This is a genomic window from Streptomyces poonensis (genome assembly GCF_014650915.1).
In the GTDB taxonomy this organism is placed as follows: domain Bacteria; phylum Actinomycetota; class Actinomycetes; order Streptomycetales; family Streptomycetaceae; genus Streptomyces; species Streptomyces poonensis.
This window is the reverse complement of sequence record NZ_BMVW01000012.1, coordinates 138,065-156,070: the sequence shown is the minus strand read 5'-3', so window position 1 is coordinate 156,070 and position 18,006 is coordinate 138,065. Positions and strand designations below refer to the sequence as shown.

Below are 18,006 nucleotides of genomic sequence, written 5' to 3'. Positions count from 1 at the left end.
AATCGCTCAGGGCAGGACCGCCACAGCGGTGGCCACCGGTCGCTGGACCTGTCCCCGCCCGTCCCCGTCCATCGGCGTGTTCTCGACGGACCCGTCGACCGCCATCGTGCTGGACCCCCCGCCGTCGAGATTCAGGGCGGACACCGCTCCCAGTCCGGCCATCAGGGAAGCCGCCTCCTGGAAGGTGGCGCCGGCGCTCGTCGGGGTACGGCCGTCGACCACGGCGAGCAACAGGGTTCCGTCCGCCCGCACACCGGCCAGCGTCCTCGGCGCGCGGTGCGCCAGAGCGCTCGCGGGATACCCGTTCTCCGCGAGATCGACGGCCGGGCGGCCGTCATACACCAGGCCGGGACCACCGCCGAGCACCGAGACGCCCTCCGCCAGAACCGAGCGCCCCTCCATGTCCGTGATCCGCGACGCGACGGTGACCGCTCCTCCCGGCCGCGCGTGCGCCCGCAGCCAGGCCGCCCCGTCGCCCACCCCGTACAGAGAGCCGGCCCCGCGCGGGATCGGTCCGCCCGCGGGGCTCCGCACCTCCGTGACCCGCCCGTTCCCGCCCAGGAGCGCCTCAACGCTGCCGGGCGCGCCGGGCGGCGAGCTCACGCCCCACTCCGGGGTGAACCGGACGATCTCATCGGGGTCGGTGCAGAGGTGGTTGTGCAGGGGGGCGGTGCGGACCTCGCCGGTGGCGGGCAGCACGTCCCCGCCCACTCCCCCGCAGCCCAGGATCCTGCCCGGGACGCGGTCGACGCCGTCGAGCTCCCGCACGGCACCGTCGGCCGCCGCCACGGACTGGGCGGTGCGGAGCCGGGTGACGCGGGGTGCGCTGCCGCGCGGACCGAGCACCAGGGCGGTGCGCCCCTGAGCCGCCTCGCTGAGCAGGACGCCGTCACTTGCGTAGACGCCCAGCGGATCACCGGCGTATCCGCTGAAGTCCGGCCCGGTCGCCACGTCGAAGAAGCCGCCGTTCACCGCGGCCACGGCCCCCGCCCGTGCCGCCATGGCCCGGACCGTGTCCGGCGTCGCGAGGTGCTCGCCGTGGACGCCCACCACGCGCGCGTCGGCGTCGGGAGCGATCCGGAGCAGGCTGATCCGCGCCTCGCGGCCGTCGGACCAGGTACGGGTGAGCCGGTGGAAGCTCACGCCCGCGGGCAGGCCGGCACCGGCCCGCGCCGCCGCGCCCGGCTCCGCCGGAGCCGGGCTCCCGGCCGGGGCGGCGGGGGCGCAGGCGGTGACGGCGAGGGCGAGCGCGGCGAGGGCGCCGCACCGGGAGCGGGAGCGGGAACCGCCACGGCGTCCCGCGTCAGCCACCGAGGATGCCGGGTGCCGGTACCGCGTCGCCCACGTAGACCGTGACCTGACCGCGGATCAGACGCCCGTCGCCGTCGTCGAGGACGTACGGGAAGTGGTCGTACCCCAGGTGGTGGGGGAACGGGGTGTAGAGGACGGCCCCGTCCGGCTCGACGCCGGTGGCTCCGAAGCGCGCGGGGCCCACGCCGACCAGGCGGACCCGCTCGCCGAGGCCCGCGGTGAGGTCCTTGACCGCTCCGCGGTAGCCGGGGGCGATGTGCAGGACGCGGCTCTGCGGCGGCAGCGGTGCGATCCGGTAGCCCTGCTGCCGTACGGAGTGGGTGCTGCTGGTGAGGCTGGAGCCGCCGTGCGCGATGATGCCCGCGCGCACCTCCGGCATCAGGAAGGCCGCGGCGCCCACCTCGTGCCGGACCACCGCGGTGAACCGGGCGGTCCGGGTGCTGCCCGCCTCCACCGAGCTGGCGTACCGGTCCCCCACGGCGAGCAGGCTCAGGCCGCCGAGCCGGTCCACGTCCGCGACGCCGGCGAAGGGCTGGGCCATGACGTAGCCGTAGTAGCGGTGGCCGGAGCCCTCGGGCAGCAGGGTCAGCGCGAAGTCGACCTCCTGGCCGGGCCGGAGGGGCACGCGCGGGTCGGCGTTGGCCGTCAGCTCCACGGTGAGCCGGATGTGCGGCGCGTCCGGCTGGACCCCGTGGACCCGGGTGAGGAGGTAGGGCTCGGGCTGCGGCGCGCCGCTCACAGGGTGGCTCCTGTTCCCATGGTGCGGGCTCGGGTGAGGGCGGCGTGGGTGGCGTCGTCGAGCCAGCCGAGCGCCTCCGGCGGGAAGTGCTCCACGTCGAGTCGCGTCACCCAGTGCGGCGGGACGATGCCCCGGCCGGCCAGCGAGTGGGCGATGAACCTGGCGCAGGCGACGGCGCCGTCGGGCAGCAGATGGGTGCTGTCCTCCAGGCCGTCCGGGTAGTTGGGGTACTGGCCCGGCGCGAGATACGTGAACAGGGCGCGGGTGCCCTGCGGGCCCAGCTGCTCCCACCACTGCAGGCTCTGCGTGTACAGGTCGACGTACGGCGTCGCGGTCTGCTCGGCCAGTTCCGCCATCGCCATCGGGTAGGGGCGGATGACATGCCGCAGATTGCCGTGGTCGTCCCAGGTGCACCGCTCGTGCGGGCTGATCAGCACGGGGTGGGCGCCCCGGTCGCGGGCACCGTCGACGAACAGCCGCAGGTAGCGCTGGTAGTCGGCGAAGGGCTCGGTGTGCAGCTCCTTCTCCGGCTTGTGGTCGATGAGCCCGAAGGAGACGAGGAGGTGGTCGCCGGGGCGCAGCTGGTCCAGGATCCAGGCGAGCCGCCCGCGCTCCGCGAAGGTGCGGGAACTGGCCCCGGCCCGCGCACAGTTGACGATCTCCACGTCCGGGGTGAAGAAGAGCGGCAGCACCTGGCCCCAGCCCGTCATGGGCGCGCGGCTGAACTCACGGGTGCACGCGCTGGAGTCGCCGGCGATGAAGAGGCGGGCCGGGCCGTGGGCGGTCTCAGGCAGCATCGATCCACCCCTCGCGCGTGTTCCCCGCGGTGCGCGCCGGGCTCGGCCGGAGCGCCCCCACGGGTGCCGGCGGCGCCAGCTCGGCGGCGCTCGCGTCCCCCAGGGCGTCGATGGCGTCGTGGACCCGCTCGCAGTTGCCCCCTCCGCGCTGCGCGAAGAAGCCCTCGACGCGCGCCTGGTGGACCGGCTCCACGGTGAAGCCCCGGCGCATCGCGGCGATGATCTCGTCGACGGCCTGGTCGACGGTCCGGCAGACCGGGCCGAAGCCGTGCTCGGAGAGGTTGAAGTAGCCGCGCTTGTAGTGCCGCCCGTAGAAGTCCTCCTCGTCGAAGGGGACGTGGACCAGCGGGATGCCCATGTAGGCGACGTCGAAGAACACGGAGGAGTAGTCGGTGACCATCAGCGAGCATTCCTTCATGGCCTGCTGCACATTGCGGGTGTGCGGGTCGGCGACCTGGATGGACGGCGACGCGAGCTTGAAGTGGTGCAGGTAGGGGCGGATCTCGTAGTGCGGGAAGAACTCCAGGTCGACGCCGAAGTGGTCGAGCGCCGCGCCCAGGCGGGGGTCGGAGAGGAGCGTCCGGTAGAAGCGGTAGTACTCGGACTGGGTGAAGTTGGTGCGGGCCGGGCCGGCCGACTTCTTGTAGGAGGCGGTGACGATCCACTGCCGCCAGGTCGGCATCAGCAGGATGCGCGGTCTGTCCCTCGGCTCCCGCTTCAGGGCGTCGAACCGCGGGAAGCCCACGGGCTTCGCCCGGTCGCCGTAGCCGGCCTCCAGCGCCATGAAGTCACGCTCCTGACGGCCCGCCGTCACGATCAGGTCGTAACTGGCGACCCGCTGGTCGGCACCGGTCGTCACGTCGTTGTAGGTGACCCCGTGCTGGAGGAACACCCGCTGGTACTTGATCAGCTCGCCGAACCGGTGCAGGAAGAGGGCCTTCTTGTAGCCCTCCGGGACGAGGTACGACTCGGAGTCGTAGGAGCCGATGAGCTTGGTCGCGTGCAGCAGGTGCACGCGGTGCCTGAACGAGCCGATCTTCAGGACCCGGCCGTACGGGGCGACCTTGGCGTGGTCGGGGGACGCGCCGTCGATCACGTAGTACGCCTTGCGGCGCCTGCGGTTCTCCCGCATCCACTTGAAGAAGTGGTACGAGTTGTCCTGCGCCGTGTCGGAGCGCTCGCCGATCAGCCAGATCTCCTTGCCGTTGAGGAAGGGATAGGTCAGCCAGTAGGCGAGGCGCATGCGCCAGCCGGGGTTGCGGGTCTTGAGGATGCGGATCTCCCGCGCGGCGCGCCACAGCGTGTGTCTCAGGCGGGCGATCCGGCCGGAGTCGACGAGCCGCAGGTGCAGGGCGTCCTGGGCGGCGATGGTCAGCATGTAGCGGTACGGGCCGACCTGGCCGGGCCCCTTGAGCCGGTGCAGGGCGAGCCGGGCCTTCATCACGACGTTGCGGTGCCGCGTGCCGTCGGCGCGGTGCACGCGCAGGCGGAAGTCGCCGACGCCGAAGCCGCTCCCGGCCAGCGCGCGGGCGGGCAGCTCCGCGTACCAGCCGGCGTACAGGTCCCGGCCGCCCCGCGTGTTCCACACGTCGCGCCGGTACACCTGGGTGACGGGGACCGCGGTCTTGGCGTGGCGGGTCTGGTAGACGAGCTCCAGGCGGTTGCCCATCGGGCCGCTCAGATCGACACCGGGGAAGGCCATGCAGCCTTCGAGGACCAGGACGTCGTCCCGGGTGCGGACGCTCTCCACGACGACGTTGGGGTCCGCGACCCGTGCGGTGCTGCTGGGACGGATGCCGCCCGCGAAGTTCCGGTAGAAGCCCTCGTCGTCGACCTCCAGGGTCAGCGGGGCGGCGGCCAGGGCCGGCTCGGGGTCGCAGAACAGCTCGAAGTTGCCGGTCTTGGCGGCGTAGTGGTCCAGCTGCTGGGCCGGGTTGGTGACGAACTCGACGATGACGTCGTCGGGGACCTCCGCGTAGTGCCGGTGGAGGTCGGGGAACATCTCGGCCAGCTGCGCACGGCCCATGACGTTGCGGGCGTTGCAGAGGAAGCCCTTGTACGTCCGGGTGACGTACCGGTGGAACATCCGGCGGATCTCGGGGCGTTCCTGGCTGCTGTAGTTCAGGAGGAAGTGGTTCAGCCGCAGGTGGTCGATGTAGTTGGCCGGCTTGCTCCACAGCGAGTCCATGATGGAGGACCCGTCGGGGCGTCCGCGGTACCAGTAGACCGGGCGGTCGACGAGGCTGAGGGAGTTCGCGCGGAGCATCGCGGGCAGGGTGAGCCAGGCGTCCTCGAAGTGCACGCCCTCGCCGAACCGCAGGCCCAGCCGGCGCAGCAGCCGGGTGCTGAACAGCTTGTTGCAGGCCGAACCGCTGAAGATCATGTCGGGGACCTCGGCGAAGTCCCGGAAGACGCGGTCGCCGCCGCCGAAGTAGTCCTTCCACGGGCCGTACGGGCGGTCCGGGAAGTTGACCAGGTCGCCCATCACCACTTCGGAGCCGTCCCGCCGCGCGGCCGTCAGCATCGCGGCCAGGGCGTCCTCGCCGAGGATGTCGTCCGAGTCCAGGAAGGTCACGTAGGGGGCGACGACCTGGTCGAGTCCCGTGTTGCGCGCGTTGCCCAGGCCGCCGTTGCGCTGGTGCACCACGGTGACGTTGGCGTAGTGGCGGGCGAACTCGTCCAGCATGCGCGGTGTCTCGTCGGTGGCGCCGTCGTCGACCAGGACGACCTGGGTGGCGGCGAAGCCGCGCTGGGCCGCGATGGAGCCGAGGCAGTCGTCCAGGTACTTGGCCACGTTGTAGCAGGGCACGACCACGGCCAGCTCGAAGCGGTGGGTCAGCTGCCGGATGGGCGGGTGGATGCGGTCGCGCCACCACATCCAGGGGGCGTTCGGGTCGTTCTGCTCCGACTCGAAGGTGCGCCGGCCGGCCGCGGCGGACCGGAACGCGAGGTTCCCGCTGACGGTGCGGTAGCCCTCGAACTCCTCGCCCTCGCGGTGGAAGAGCAGTCCGTCCAGCTCGATGTCGCGGACGTTCAGCGCGGAGCGGGACCGGCTGCGGTTCCACTCGACGATGACCGAGACGTTCCACACCGTGCTGTCGGAGAAGTCGTCGCCGAGCAGCCGGGTGAGGTCGGTGCTCCCCGCGAAGATCACGTGCCGCTCGTCGACCCGGACGTCGGGAACGGGCACGGTCACGTCGCGCTTGGTGTGGCGGTTGCGCACCGCGAGGGTCAGGGCGACCGAGTCACCGGGGGAGATGCGCCCGAAGCGGTTGACGAGTTCGCCGTCGTACGTCAGTTTCGTGCCGTCCACCTGCCAGCCGTTGAGCTGGGCGAAGAGCGGCACCTGGGAGACCGGGGCGGCGGCGAGGCCCAGTTCGGTGACGTCCAGGAAGCGGCGGGCGTCCGGCAGGTGCAGATGGTCCGCCGACCAGTAGACGCGGCCGTCCTCCTCCACCAGGTGGGAGGAGAACACGCTCCTGCGCTGGGTGTAGTCCAGGGTCGTCAGGGCGGCCTCGGTCTCCTGGTACATCAGGAGGTAGGCGCGCACCCGGTCGACGGGGCCGCACAGGTCGAACGCCTCGGCGTCGACGGTGAACAGATAGGAGCTGACCGTCTCGACGAAGCCCTGCTGGAAGGCCGCGTCGCCCTCCGCCAGGGCCCGCATGTACAGGCGCAGGTCGTGCGAGAGGAACTTGGAGTCCTTGCGGACCTTCAGCGACCACAGGCCGCGGTCGAGCAGGAACCGGTCGGTGGCGCGGTGCACCGCGATGCGGTCGCGGATGCTGCGCAGCTCACCGGTGCGGCCGGTGATGGAGGCGCCTTCCGGCTCCCACATCCAGCGGTAGACGGGGTCGGTGATGATCGTGACGCCCCTGGCCGTGCAGCCGGCGACCGTGGAGAAGTAGGTGTCCTCGTAGAAGACGCCCTCGGGGAACCAGACCCCGCCCGAGCGCAGGAACTCCACGCTGTAGAGCTTCGCCGCGGCGATGGGGTCGGACAGCAGCAGCGGGAAGTCCTCCAGGCCCGTCACGGTGCGGTTCATCGCGTAGACCTCCGGGGCCCACGGCTCGGACTCCCCCGTGGCCCGGTTGACGCGCAGCGCCCTGCCCGCGGTGATGTCGCTGCCGGTCTCCAGGGCACTGGCGACGAGCAGCTCGCAGGCCCGGGGCGGCAGCTCGTCGTCCGCGTCGAGGAACATCACCCAGCGGCCGGCCGCCTGTGCGATGCCCCAGTTGCGCGGGGCGCCGACGCCGCCGCTGTTCTGCTTCCTGCGCAGCACCCGCACCCGGTCGTTGCCGCCGGCGAAGTTGCCGACCACCTCGATGGTGCCGTCGGTCGACGCGTCGTCGACGACGATCACCTCGACCAGCTCGTAGGTCTGGTTCACGGCGGACTGGAGCGCCTTGCCGATCGTGGTCGCCGCGTTGTAGGCGGGGATGACCACCGTCACCCAGTAGTTGTCGCCGTCGGGCACCTGTCTCATCTGGAGTTCTCCCAGGTCCCGGGGGTTCCGTGCGGCCAGGACGACCGCGCGGTCCCGAGGTGCGGGAACGGCACGGTGTCACTGTGCTGCGGAGGGGTTCCGGGCTGTGCGGTCTGTTGCGGGAAGCCGGGCACGTGGGGGGTGGCGTGCGGGTGGGGGCGGTGCGGGAGGCCGGGGTGCCCCTCGGGCTCCGGCGCCCGGTGGTGCTCCTCGGCGCGGAGCTCGTCCTCCTGCGCGGCCCGGCGGTGCCGGCCGCGGTGCAGCTGGGGGGCGATCGCTCCGGCGCGGGGGGTCTCCTGGCTCAGCTGCTCCATGACGCGGGTGTAGTCGCGGGTGGAGAGCCAGAACTTGTACATGATCACGAGCTCGAACAGCATCAGCAGCGCCGCGGAGACCACGGTGGTCCACAGGATCTGCCCGATCAGCGGGCCCACGATGAAGACGAACATCTGGAACTCGATGCCGCTGACGAGGTGGGGCCGGATCCGGGTGCGCAGAAGTGCCCGGCGGATCCTGGTGTACCAGGGGAACTGGCCGCGGAACTGCTCGTGCAGGTCCACCACGTTCGCCGCGCCGGCCTGCTCGCGGAGGGTCTCCGCCGCCGCACCGGGGTGGTCGCGCAGCAGGTCCTCCATGAAGACGAGCTGCTCGGGCTCCTCGGCTTCCTCGGGCAGGCCCCGGACCGCGCGTTCGGCCTCCTCGCGCTCCTTGGTGACCTTCTCGATCTTCGTACGCATCGACATGCGCATCTTGTAGATCTGCAGGGCGTCGACGTACCGCAGCATGTCGAGGAAGACCACGGCCAGCGCGGCGAGGAGGTAGCGCTCGTCGTCCGTGCGGAGGAACTGGCCGCCCATCAGCGCGAGGGCGCAGAACAGCACACGGATCCGGTCGAAGACGTAGTCGAGCCAGCCGCCGAAGACCGTGCCGTTGCCCTTGAGCCGCGCCAGTTTGCCGTCGATGCAGTCGAGGACGAAGCTCAGGTGGTAGAGCACCGCGCCGACGATCAGCGACCCGGTGTCGCCCCGCAGGAAGAAGCCGGCCGACGCCAGGCCGATGAAGAGCGCGGCCCAGGTGACCCGGTTGGGTGTGATGAACCGGAAACGCGCCACGACGAGCAGCAGCCGGGTGGCCAGGGGGTCGACGAGGAAGACCGTCCACCAGGCGTCCCGCTTCTTGCAGGTCAGCTTCTGGACAGCCCGCAGGGACAGCTTGGTCATAACCCCTCAGCCACGAACACGACAGGACGCAGAGCCCTGCGGCTGCCTCGTCGCGACCCAGGGAGTCCTCACAGATGAACCCCGGGTTTCACAGGAGGATCACATGAGAGGTCAGAACTTTAACAATGAATGACCGGAAATCGACGTCCTCGTGTCATGGCATGATCGCGACGTTCATCACAAGCCGCCCAGTACAACCATTCCTGCTCCCGGGCGTCATAGTCCCCATACGCGTTCACATCGTGAGACGCCGGTCCCCGGCCGTCCGCCAGTCGTCGAAGGCGAGGGACGCCGCCCGTTCGTCCCGGTGCGCGACCAGCAGCCGCCCCCCGGGCGCCCTGGTCGCGACGGTCAGTCTCCCGGTACGGCTCACCTCGGCGGCGGGGACGCCGTACGACGGCGCGCCGAGATCCCGCCACCATGCGTCCGGGCCCGGCCGCCCCTCGGGATAGACGCCGAGCGCGCACGTTCCCCGGGGGCCCGCACCGACCAGCAGCGAGTACGTCCAGCCGTCCGTCTCCACACCCCGGACCGCGGCCGGCGGACCGGAGCCCTCGGCGTCACCGAGCGGACTGGGGGCCTGCGCGCCCGGCTGCCAGGCGTACGGCCTGTTGCTCTCCAGGTCGCGGAAGAGGATGCCGCCCGGCTCCGGCGCGGGCGCCATGGTGCCGGGCCGGACGGCGAGGGGCTGTGTGCGGTCCTCCGTCCAGGCACCGTCCCGGTCCGCGTACCAGCGGACCACGCCGGCCGTGTCCCGGGCCCGGGCGAGCACCTCGACGCCGCCGTACGGGGTGGTCACGGCCACGAGTTCGTCGGCGACCCGGGTACCGCCCAGATGCTGCCAGGGGCTCCAGGACCCGTCCGCCGACTGGCGGCGGCAGCTGATGCTGTGCCCGAAGTTCCGGGCGAAGACGAAGAGGTTCCCGGCCGCGTCGAACGCCGCCGTCGGGAACCCGACCTCGCGTCCCTTGCGCCAGTCGCCGGCGTTCGGCCCGCCGAGCGGCTGCCAAGGTGTCGGCGGCTGCCCGGTGCGGTACTGCGCGGCATGGACGACCGCGACGTCGACACCCCCGTCGGGGCGCGGGGTCCGGCGCAGTCCGAACAGGTGCGGGAACCCGTGCGGATCGCGCACCACCGTGAGGCCGGGCAGCAGGCCGGGCCCCTCGATCAGCTCGGGACCGCTCCAGGACCGGCCGTCCGGCGCGTCCTGGAACCGGCGGACCACGCCCGCGGCCGTGGGCAGGAAGGCGGTGAGCCTGCCGTCGAAGCCCGCCGACAGCCAGTTCACGGGGAGGGGGTACCGCAGACAGGACGCGGCTCCGAGCCGTACGTCCGCCTTCGCCCGGTGGCACTCGACGTACACGGGCTCGCCGGTCTCGAGTTGCAGCGCCCGCGCCGCGGCGAGCGCGTCCGCGGCGGCCCGGGCGTGCCCGGCCGGCCCGTCGTGGACGGGTGTTCCGCTCACCTTGTCGAACGAGACGTGCACGGGGTCGGGGTCCAGGGTGCGCAGCCGCTCGGGGCCGATCTCCCGCAGCGCGTCGAGCAGGGCGGCGACCGTGTCCCCTCCCTCCGTCCGCAGCACGCGGGGCCCGTCCGCGACCCGGCAGCCGCGCTCGGCGGCCTGCGCGAGCGCGCGGTCGAGGGCGGCCCGGCCCTCCTTGGTGCCGGGGCCCAGACAGACGACGGCCAGCTCGGCGCCGGGCGGCTCCAGGGCGACGAGCGGCACCGCGTCCGCGGGTTCCGGCACGACGACGGCCACCACATGGGAGGCGTGCCGTTGCGGATCCGCGACGGCTCCGCCCGCCCTGCGATCGGTCCTGCGGGTCATCACCTCACGCCCCTCTCCACGGGGGCCGCGACCACCCGGGTCATATCCGGCTCCAGGCACTGAGCGTCAGTCCCGGGCCCTCCTCCTGGCGTGCCAGGGTCAGCGATCCGTCCGCGGCGACGGCCAGCACGACCACGCGGCCGTGTCCGTCCAGGGCCAGAACGGGATCACCGAGGCAGTCCGTGCCGGTGTCCGTCCACCACACGCCGCTGCGTTCGTCCTCCGCGCCGCAGACCCCGAGCATGACCCGGCCCTCGGCGCCGCGGTGCGCGAGCACGGTGCAGGCGTACCCGTCGAGGGTCGTGGTCAGCGCCGCGTGCCGCCCGTCGCCGGGCTTCGCCCCGAGCGGTACGGGCCACTCCCCCGCGCGCACGGCCACCATGTCGCCGCGCACATCGGTCAGGTAGTACGTGAGACGGCCCCCGGACGTCTCCACCGCCGTGGCGGAACCCGGCAGCGGGACGACCCCGAGGTCGGGCCCCCGCTCCAGGGCCTTGCCCGGTTCCGGCTGGAACCAGGTGAGGGCGCCGCCGCGGGCGGGGGCGAGGAGTTCCACGTGTCCGGTGGACGTCGCGGCCGCCGCGGGGGTGTCCAGGGCGGCGGTCACCTGCAGATCGCGCCAGGGCGCCCAGCGGCCGCGCTCGTCCTCGCGCCGCAGGGAGATGCGGCCCTCGGCCGTGGGCGCGAAGACGTACAGGGTGCCGTCGTCGGCCACGGTGGCGGCCGGGGCGCCCATCAGCGCGGTGCGTTCCCGCTTGGCGTGCGGATTGCCGATGGACCGCCACTCGCTGAGCGGCCGGCCCGCCTGGTACTGGATCGCGTACATCAGGTCCACGGTGAGCGAACCGTCCTGCGCGGGCCGCACCCGGCGGCCCAGCAGATGCGCGTACCGGTTGCGGCCCTGGACGACCGTGAGGTGCGACAGGTCCTCGGCGGGCAGGACGTCCGGCCCGTCCCACTCCGGTCCGCCGCTGCGGCGCTCGGTCCAGCGCAGCACCGCCCGGCCGGCGAGTGCGTACAGGATGAGCCGGCCGTCGTGTCCGCGCAGCAGCCATGGCCCGGACCGCACGGCGGCGGGCCGGTCGGCGGAGTCCCGGGCCGGCTCGCCGGCCGGCTGCGGCCGTCGCCCGTCCGCACGCACGGTGGTGGCGCGCATGGTCTGTCATCGTCCTTTCCGGAGCACCGGCCCGGCTCTCCCGGGCCCGGACACCGCATCGTAGATCCGCGGCGCCTTCGTCAGCGCCGGGCCTCCGGGTGGCGCGCGCACCAGCCCGCCCACGCCGAGGTCACCATCGCGCGCACGTCGTACCGCGCCGACCAGTCCAGTTCCGTACGGATACGGTCCGCCGAGGCGACCACCCGGGCCGGGTCGCCGGCCCGGCGGGGCGCGGACACGGGCGCCGCGTCGGCACCGTATCCGGTCACCTCGCCGATGAGCTCGATCATCCGGCGTACGGAGACGCCCTCGCCGCGGCCGATGTTGACCGTCAGGTCACTGCCCGGCTCCCGGCCGGTCAGGGCGCGCGCCGCGGCCAGGTGGGCGGAGGCGATGTCCTCGACGTGGATGAAGTCCCGTACGCAGGTGCCGTCCTCGGTGTCGTAGTCGTCACCGAAGACCACCGGGGCGGCGCCCTCGGTGAGCTTCTCGAAGACCATCGGGATCAGGTTGAAGACCCCGGTGTCCGCGAGCTGTTCGTCGGCGGCACCCGCCACGTTGAAGTAGCGCAGGGAGGCGGTCGTCATGCCGTGCGCCCGGCCCGCGGCACGCACCATCCACTCGCCCACCAGCTTGGTCTCGCCGTAGGGGTTGATGGGCGCGCAGGGGGTGTCCTCGGTCACCAGCTTCACGTCGGGCATGCCGTACACGGCCGCCGAGGAGGAGAACAGGAAGTGCCGCACACCGGTGTCGGCGGCCGCCTCCAGCAGGGTCTGCAGGCCGTGGACGTTCTCGCGGTAGTAGTACAGCGGCCGCTCCACCGATTCCGCGACCTGCTTCTTGGCCGCCAGGTGGACGACTCCCGTGATCCCGAGATCGGTGAGGGTGCGCCGGAGCAGCTCGCCGTCGAGCGTGCTCCCCTTCACGAAGGGCACCTCCGCGGGAACCCGCGCCGGGTCGCCCGTGGACAGGTCGTCGTACACCGCGACCCGCTCGCCCGCCTCCAGCATCGTGCGGACGACGTGCGCCCCGATGAACCCTGCACCACCCGTGATCAACCATGTCATGGCCGCATACTAATTCTTTCGTTCCTGTTCACGAATAGATCACCTTCTGAGCGCGAACAGTGGAATTCCTGTCTATAGTGCAGGGTCAACCCGGCAGTACACGGACCGGCACTTCCCCCCACCCGAGTCCCGCGCCATTCAGCACAGCCCTCTCCCCGGGCACGACCAGCGAGGACTCGCGCAGCATGAGCCATGTCTCGACGCCTGAGCACAGGAGCGCCGACGCACCCTCCGGGGGCCGTGGCGGCCGCGGACGCAAGCGAGGGCGTACGGGACGCCGCCGCACGGGCCGATGGATCCTGCTCGGCCTGCTGGTCGTCGTCCTCGCCGCGGCCGGCGGCGGTTACTGGCTCTACAAGGACCTGGACGGCAACATCGACGGCGTCGACATCGACCGGGCGCTCGGCGACGACCGTCCCGAGAAGCAGCCGACGTCCGGGCAGAACATCCTGGTCCTGGGCTCCGACTCGCGCTCCGGGGACAACGCCTCGCTCGGCACGGGCGACGTCGCGGGCGCCCGTTCCGACACCGCGCTGGTGATGCACATACCCGAGGGCCGCACGGAGGCCGTCGCCGTCAGCATCCCCCGCGACACCCTCGTCACCCGCCCCGAGTGCACCAAGGCGGACGGGTCGACGCTCCCGTCCGCGCAGCGTGTGATGTTCAACTCCGTCTACTCGGCGGCCGGTCCGGCGTGTGTCGTGAAGACGGTGGAGCAGATGTCCGGGGTCCGCATGGACCACTTCATGGAGATCGACTTCGCCGGCTTCAAGGGGCTCGTCGACGCGATAGGCGGCGTGACCGTCACCGTCGAGGAGGCCATCCACGACAAGTCCAGCGGGCTCGACCTCGAGGCGGGCACGCACAAGCTGAACGGCACCGAGTCCCTCGCGTTCGTCCGTACCCGGCACGGCGTCGGCGACGGCAGCGACCTCGGCCGTATCGGGCTCCAGCAGGAGTTCATGCTCGCCCTGCTCTCCGAGATCAAGAAGCAGGACCTGCTGGGCAGCCCGACGAAGACGTACAAGATCGCCGACTCCCTCACCGAGGCCCTCACCACCGACTCCGAGCTGGCCTCCCTCACCTCCCTCGCGGACTTCGCCAGCAGCCTGAACGGTGTCGATCCCTCCACCATGGAGACGATCATGCTCCCGGTCGCGTACGACAAGACGGACCCGAACCGCGTCGTGGCCGCCGAACCCCAGGCGACGGAGCTGTGGAAGGCGATCCGCACCGACTCGGACATCCCGGAGTCCGCGAAGAAGTCCCCGGCGACCGGCGGCTCGTCCTCCTGAGCCCGGTCCGCACGGCATACCGTCGTACCGTGACGACACTAGTGATCATCGACGCCGCCAACGTCGTCGGCTCCGTCCCCGACGGCTGGTGGCGCGACCGGCGCGGTGCGGCGGAGCGGTTGCGGGACCGGCTCGCCCGGGACGGCGTCCCGGAGATCGGCGACTCCCCCGACCTCGTGCTCGTCGTCGAGGGAGCGGCCCGCGGGGTGGAGTCCGTCCCCGGTGTACGGGTCGACGCGGCGCCCGGCAGCGGCGACGACCGGATCGTCGAGCTCGTCGCCGAGGCGGGTGACCGCCCCCGCGTCGTCGTCACCGCCGACCGCGAACTGCGGCGCAGGGTCCAGGAGCTGGGCGCGGACGTGCGGGGCCCGCGCTCGGTGCGCGGGAACGCCTGAGCGGTCCGCCCGGTCCTACTCGGCGTCCCGCCTTGGCTTCATGACCTCCCCCACCGACGTCTCCTCGTGCCGCCCCAGCCGGCTGTGCCCCCGCCCGTACAGGAAGTACACGACGACGCCCAGCGCCATCCAGATCGCGAACCGCAGCCAGGTCTCCGTCGGCAGGTTCAGCATCAGCCACAGCGAGGCGCACACCGACACCACCGGCAGGACCGGCACCCACGGGGTGCGGAAGGCGCGGTGCAGGTCGGGGCGGGTCCGGCGGAGGATGATCACGCTGATCGCGACGATGACGAAGGCGAACAGCGTGCCGATGTTCACCAGCTCCGCGAGTTCGCTGAGGCTGGTGAAGCCCGCCACGATCGCGATGAGCACACCGAGCAGGATGGTCGGCCGGTACGGCGTCTTGAAGCGCGGGTGGACGCGGGAGAAGAAGCGCGGGAGCAGGCCGTCGCGGCTCATGGCGAAGAAGACGCGGGTCTGGCCGAGGAGCAGGATCATGCAGACCGTGGTGAGGCCCACCGCGGCGCCGAAGCTGATCAGGCCCGCGAAGAACGGGTGCCCGGTGGCCTTGAAGGCGTCGGCGAGCGGGGCGTCGACGGAGAGCTTCGAGTAGTGCTGCATGCCGGTCACCACGATCGACACGCCCACGTACAGCGCCGTGCAGATGAACAGCGAGCCGAGGATGCCGCGCGGCATGTCCCGCTGCGGGTTCCTGGTCTCCTCGGCGGCCGTGGCGACGATGTCGAAGCCGATGAAGGCGAAGAAGACGATCGAGGCGGCGGTGAAGATGCCCATCACGCCGAAGTTGGCGGGCGCCCAGCCGAAGATCAGCTGGATGAGGGGTGCGTGGAGTTCGCCGCCCGCTTCCTGGGGCTGGGACGGCGGGATGAACGGGTCGTAGTTGGCGCTCTTGACGAAGAAGGCGCCCGCGATGATCACGACGAGGACCACGGCGACCTTGATGGCCACGACCACCTGGGTGACCCGGGCCGACAGCTTCATGCCGAGGACGAGGATGCCGGTGAGGACGAGGACCAGGGCGGCGGCGAGGATGTCGAAGCCGAAGCCGTCGGCGGCGTCCCGGCCGGCGAGCGCGTCCGGCATCTCCCAGCCCGCGTTCGCCAGCAGCGACTGGATGTAGCCGGACCAGCCGACGGCCACCACCGCCGTGCCGAGCGCGAACTCCAGGACGAGGTCCCAGCCGATGATCCAGGCGGGCAGCTCGCCCAGTGAGGCGTACGAGAAGGTGTACGCGGAACCGGCCACCGGGAGGGTCGAGGCGAACTCGGCGTAGCAGAGCGCGGCGAGCGCGCAGACCACCCCGGCCACGACGAAGGACAGGGCGACGGCGGGGCCCGCGTTGTTCTTGGCGACGGTGCCGGTCAGGACGAAGATGCCGGTGCCGATGACGACACCGACGCCGAAGACCGTCAGGTCGAGGGCGGACAGGGATTTCTTGAGCGCGTGTTCCGGCTCCTCGGTGTCCAGGATGGACTGCTCGACCTTCTTCGTCCGGAAGAGGGTGCTGCTCACGGCGTACCTCCCGCGCTGCGTCGTCCTCGACATGATCCGGAGGGGGCGTAGTCACGTATGCCCCGGTACGGGAGGTATCACGCGGAAAGGCCGGTCCCACTACCGTAACGAGTAGGGGGACCGGCCCATCCGGAGCAGAGGCCGCGGCGGCGGGTGGGCCGCCGGTCAGTCGCGGGCCGGCTCCACCGAGTCGACCGCCGTCTCGGCGGCGGAGCGTGCGGCGGGGGTCGTCCCGCGCAGCCGGGCGTGGGGCAGGCCGTCGAGCTGGGAGACCAGTCCGGTGACCTGGCGGGCGATGTCCGGCGCGGTCAGGCCGATCTCGGCCATGACCTCGGCGCGCGAGGCGTGGTCCAGGAAGCGCGGCGGGATGCCGAAGTCACGCAGGGGTACGTCGACGCCCGCGTCGCGCAGGGCCTGCGCGACCGCTGAGCCGACACCGCCGACGCGGCTGTTGTCCTCGACGGTGACGACCACCCGGTGCTTCTCCGCGAGGGGGGCCATCGCCTCGTCGACCGGCTTGACCCAGCGCGGGTCGACGACGGTGGTGGTGATGCCCTGCTGGTCGAGGAGGTTCGCGATCTCCAGGCACATCGGGGCGAGGGCGCCCACGGAGACGAGCAGCACGTCCGGGGTGTCCGTGCCCGGCTCGCGCAGCACGTCCATGCCGCCGACGCGGCCCACGGCGGGTACGGCGGGGCCGACGGCGCCCTTGGAGAAGCGGACCACGGTCGGGGCGTCCTTCACCTGGACGGCCTCGCGCAGCTGGGCGCGGACCTGGTCGGCGTCGCGCGGGGCGGCGAGCCTGAGGCCGGGGACGACCTGGAGGATGGACATGTCCCACATGCCGTTGTGGGAGGCGCCGTCGGTACCGGTGATGCCCGCGCGGTCCAGGACGAACGTCACGCCGCACTTGTGCAGGGCCACGTCCATCAGCACCTGGTCGAAGGCGCGGTTGAGGAAGGTGGCGTACACGGCGAAGACGGGGTGGAGGCCGCCCGTGGCGAGTCCGGCGGCCGAGACCGCGCCGTGCTGCTCGGCGATGCCGACGTCGAACACCCGCTCGGGGAACCTCTTGGCGAACCGGTCGAGGCCGACCGGCTGGAGCATGGCGGCCGTGATGGCGACGACGTCCTCGCGCTCCTCGCCGAGCTTCACCATCTCGTCGCCGAAGACGGAGGTCCAGTCGGCGCCGGAGGTGCTGATCGGCAGGCCCGTGTCCGGGTGGATCTTGCCGACGGCGTGGAAACGGTCCGCCTCGTCCTGGAGGGCGGGCTGGTAGCCGCGGCCCTTCTCGGTGAGGCAGTGCACGATGACCGGGCCGCCGAAGCGCTTGGCGCGGGCGAGCGCCGACTCCAGGGCCTCGATGTCGTGGCCGTCGATGGGGCCGACGTACTTCAGGCCCAGGTCCTCGAACATGCCCTGCGGGGCGATGAAGTCCTTCAGGCCCTTCTTGGCGCCGTGCAGGGTCTCGTACAGCGGCTTCCCGACGACCGGGGTGCGGTCGAGGATGTCCTTGGTACGGGCCAGGAAGCGCTCGTAGCCGTCGGTGGTGCGCAGGGTGGCGAGGTGGTTGGCGAGGCCGCCGATCGTCGGCGCGTAGGAGCGCTCGTTGTCGTTGACCACGATGACCAGGGGGCGGTCCTTGGCCTCGGCGATGTTGTTCAGCGCCTCCCAGGCCATGCCGCCGGTGAGGGCGCCGTCGCCGATGACGGCGACCACGTGGTCGTCGCGTTTCAGCAGCTGGCTGGCTTTCGCCAGGCCGTCGGCCCAGCCGAGGACCGTGGAGGCGTGGGAGTTCTCGATGACGTCGTGCTCGGACTCGGCCTGCGACGGGTAGCCCGACAGGCCGCCCTTCATCTTCAGCTTCGAGAAGTCCTGGCGGCCGGTGAGCAGCTTGTGGACGTAGGACTGGTGGCCCGTGTCCCACAGGACCTTGTCCTTGGGGGACTCGAAGACGCGGTGCAGGGCGATGGTGAGCTCGACCACACCGAGGTTGGGGCCGAGGTGGCCGCCGGTCTTGGACACCGCGTCGACCAGGAAGGTCCGGATCTCCTCTGCCAGCTGGTTCAGCTGCTCCAGGCTGAGCCGGTCCAGATCGCGCGGTCCCGTGATGCGGGTCAGCAGCGGCACCCGTGCCTCCTTGCAGTAAGAGCTGATCGAGCTATGACGGGTCTGT

The 18,006-nt window shown here is 71.8% G+C and carries 12 protein-coding genes; 2 read left to right on the top strand and 10 right to left on the bottom strand.

Features of this window, described 5'->3' with window-relative positions:
- Nucleotides 1-6: 6 nt before the first annotated feature.
- From IE242_RS25900 to galE, 8 genes are all read right to left on the bottom strand, one after another.
- A complete protein-coding gene (locus IE242_RS25900; RefSeq protein WP_229859449.1) occupies nt 7-1,311 on the bottom strand; it encodes a phosphodiester glycosidase family protein in 1,305 nt (434 codons plus the stop codon).
- A complete protein-coding gene (locus tag IE242_RS25895) occupies nt 1,304-2,050 on the bottom strand; it encodes a hypothetical protein (protein WP_189863280.1) in 747 nt (248 codons plus the stop codon). Before IE242_RS25895 ends, IE242_RS25900 begins: the two co-directional genes overlap by 8 nt.
- Nucleotides 2,047-2,847 (bottom strand): rhamnogalacturonan acetylesterase, encoded by an 801-nt coding sequence (locus IE242_RS25890; RefSeq protein ID WP_189863278.1) that lies wholly within the window; start codon nt 2,845-2,847, stop codon nt 2,047-2,049. Before IE242_RS25890 ends, IE242_RS25895 begins: the two co-directional genes overlap by 4 nt.
- Entirely contained in the window at nt 2,837-7,333 is a 4,497-nt protein-coding gene (locus IE242_RS25885; protein WP_189863276.1) for a bifunctional glycosyltransferase/CDP-glycerol:glycerophosphate glycerophosphotransferase, read from the bottom strand. The genes IE242_RS25890 and IE242_RS25885 overlap by 11 nt, the downstream gene beginning before the upstream one ends.
- Nucleotides 7,330-8,553 carry a CDP-alcohol phosphatidyltransferase family protein gene (locus tag IE242_RS25880; protein WP_189863274.1) on the bottom strand — a complete coding sequence of 408 codons (1,224 nt, stop codon included), beginning with the start codon at nt 8,551-8,553 and terminating at the stop codon, nt 7,330-7,332. Before IE242_RS25880 ends, IE242_RS25885 begins: the two co-directional genes overlap by 4 nt.
- A 235-nt stretch (nt 8,554-8,788) precedes the next feature.
- A complete protein-coding gene (locus tag IE242_RS25875; RefSeq protein WP_189863273.1) occupies nt 8,789-10,381 on the bottom strand; it encodes a PLL family lectin in 1,593 nt (530 codons plus the stop codon).
- Nucleotides 10,382-10,421: 40 nt separating this feature from the next.
- Nucleotides 10,422-11,537: a hypothetical protein gene (locus tag IE242_RS25870; protein ID WP_189863271.1), complete on the bottom strand. Its 1,116-nt coding sequence runs from the start codon at nt 11,535-11,537 to the stop codon at nt 10,422-10,424.
- Nucleotides 11,538-11,617: 80 nt separating this feature from the next.
- Nucleotides 11,618-12,604: a UDP-glucose 4-epimerase GalE gene (gene galE / locus IE242_RS25865; protein WP_189863269.1), complete on the bottom strand. Its 987-nt coding sequence runs from the start codon at nt 12,602-12,604 to the stop codon at nt 11,618-11,620.
- 185 nt (nt 12,605-12,789) lie between these two features.
- Between galE and IE242_RS25860 the strand changes: the two genes are divergently transcribed.
- On the top strand, nt 12,790-13,899 hold the full coding sequence (locus tag IE242_RS25860; RefSeq protein WP_189863267.1) for an LCP family protein: 1,110 nt from the start codon (nt 12,790-12,792) through the stop codon (nt 13,897-13,899).
- Nucleotides 13,900-13,928: 29 nt separating this feature from the next.
- The gene (locus tag IE242_RS25855) at nt 13,929-14,294 is read left to right on the top strand and encodes a PIN domain-containing protein (protein WP_189863265.1); all 366 of its coding nucleotides are present in this window, start codon (nt 13,929-13,931) and stop codon (nt 14,292-14,294) included.
- 15 nt (nt 14,295-14,309) lie between these two features.
- On the opposite strand, the gene IE242_RS25850 is transcribed toward IE242_RS25855, so the two are convergent.
- Nucleotides 14,310-15,830 carry an amino acid permease gene (locus IE242_RS25850; RefSeq protein WP_189863264.1) on the bottom strand — a complete coding sequence of 507 codons (1,521 nt, stop codon included), beginning with the start codon at nt 15,828-15,830 and terminating at the stop codon, nt 14,310-14,312.
- Between the two features lie 165 nt (nt 15,831-15,995).
- On the bottom strand, nt 15,996-17,960 hold the full coding sequence (gene dxs, locus IE242_RS25845; protein WP_189863262.1) for a 1-deoxy-D-xylulose-5-phosphate synthase: 1,965 nt from the start codon (nt 17,958-17,960) through the stop codon (nt 15,996-15,998).
- Nucleotides 17,961-18,006: the final 46 nt, after the last annotated feature.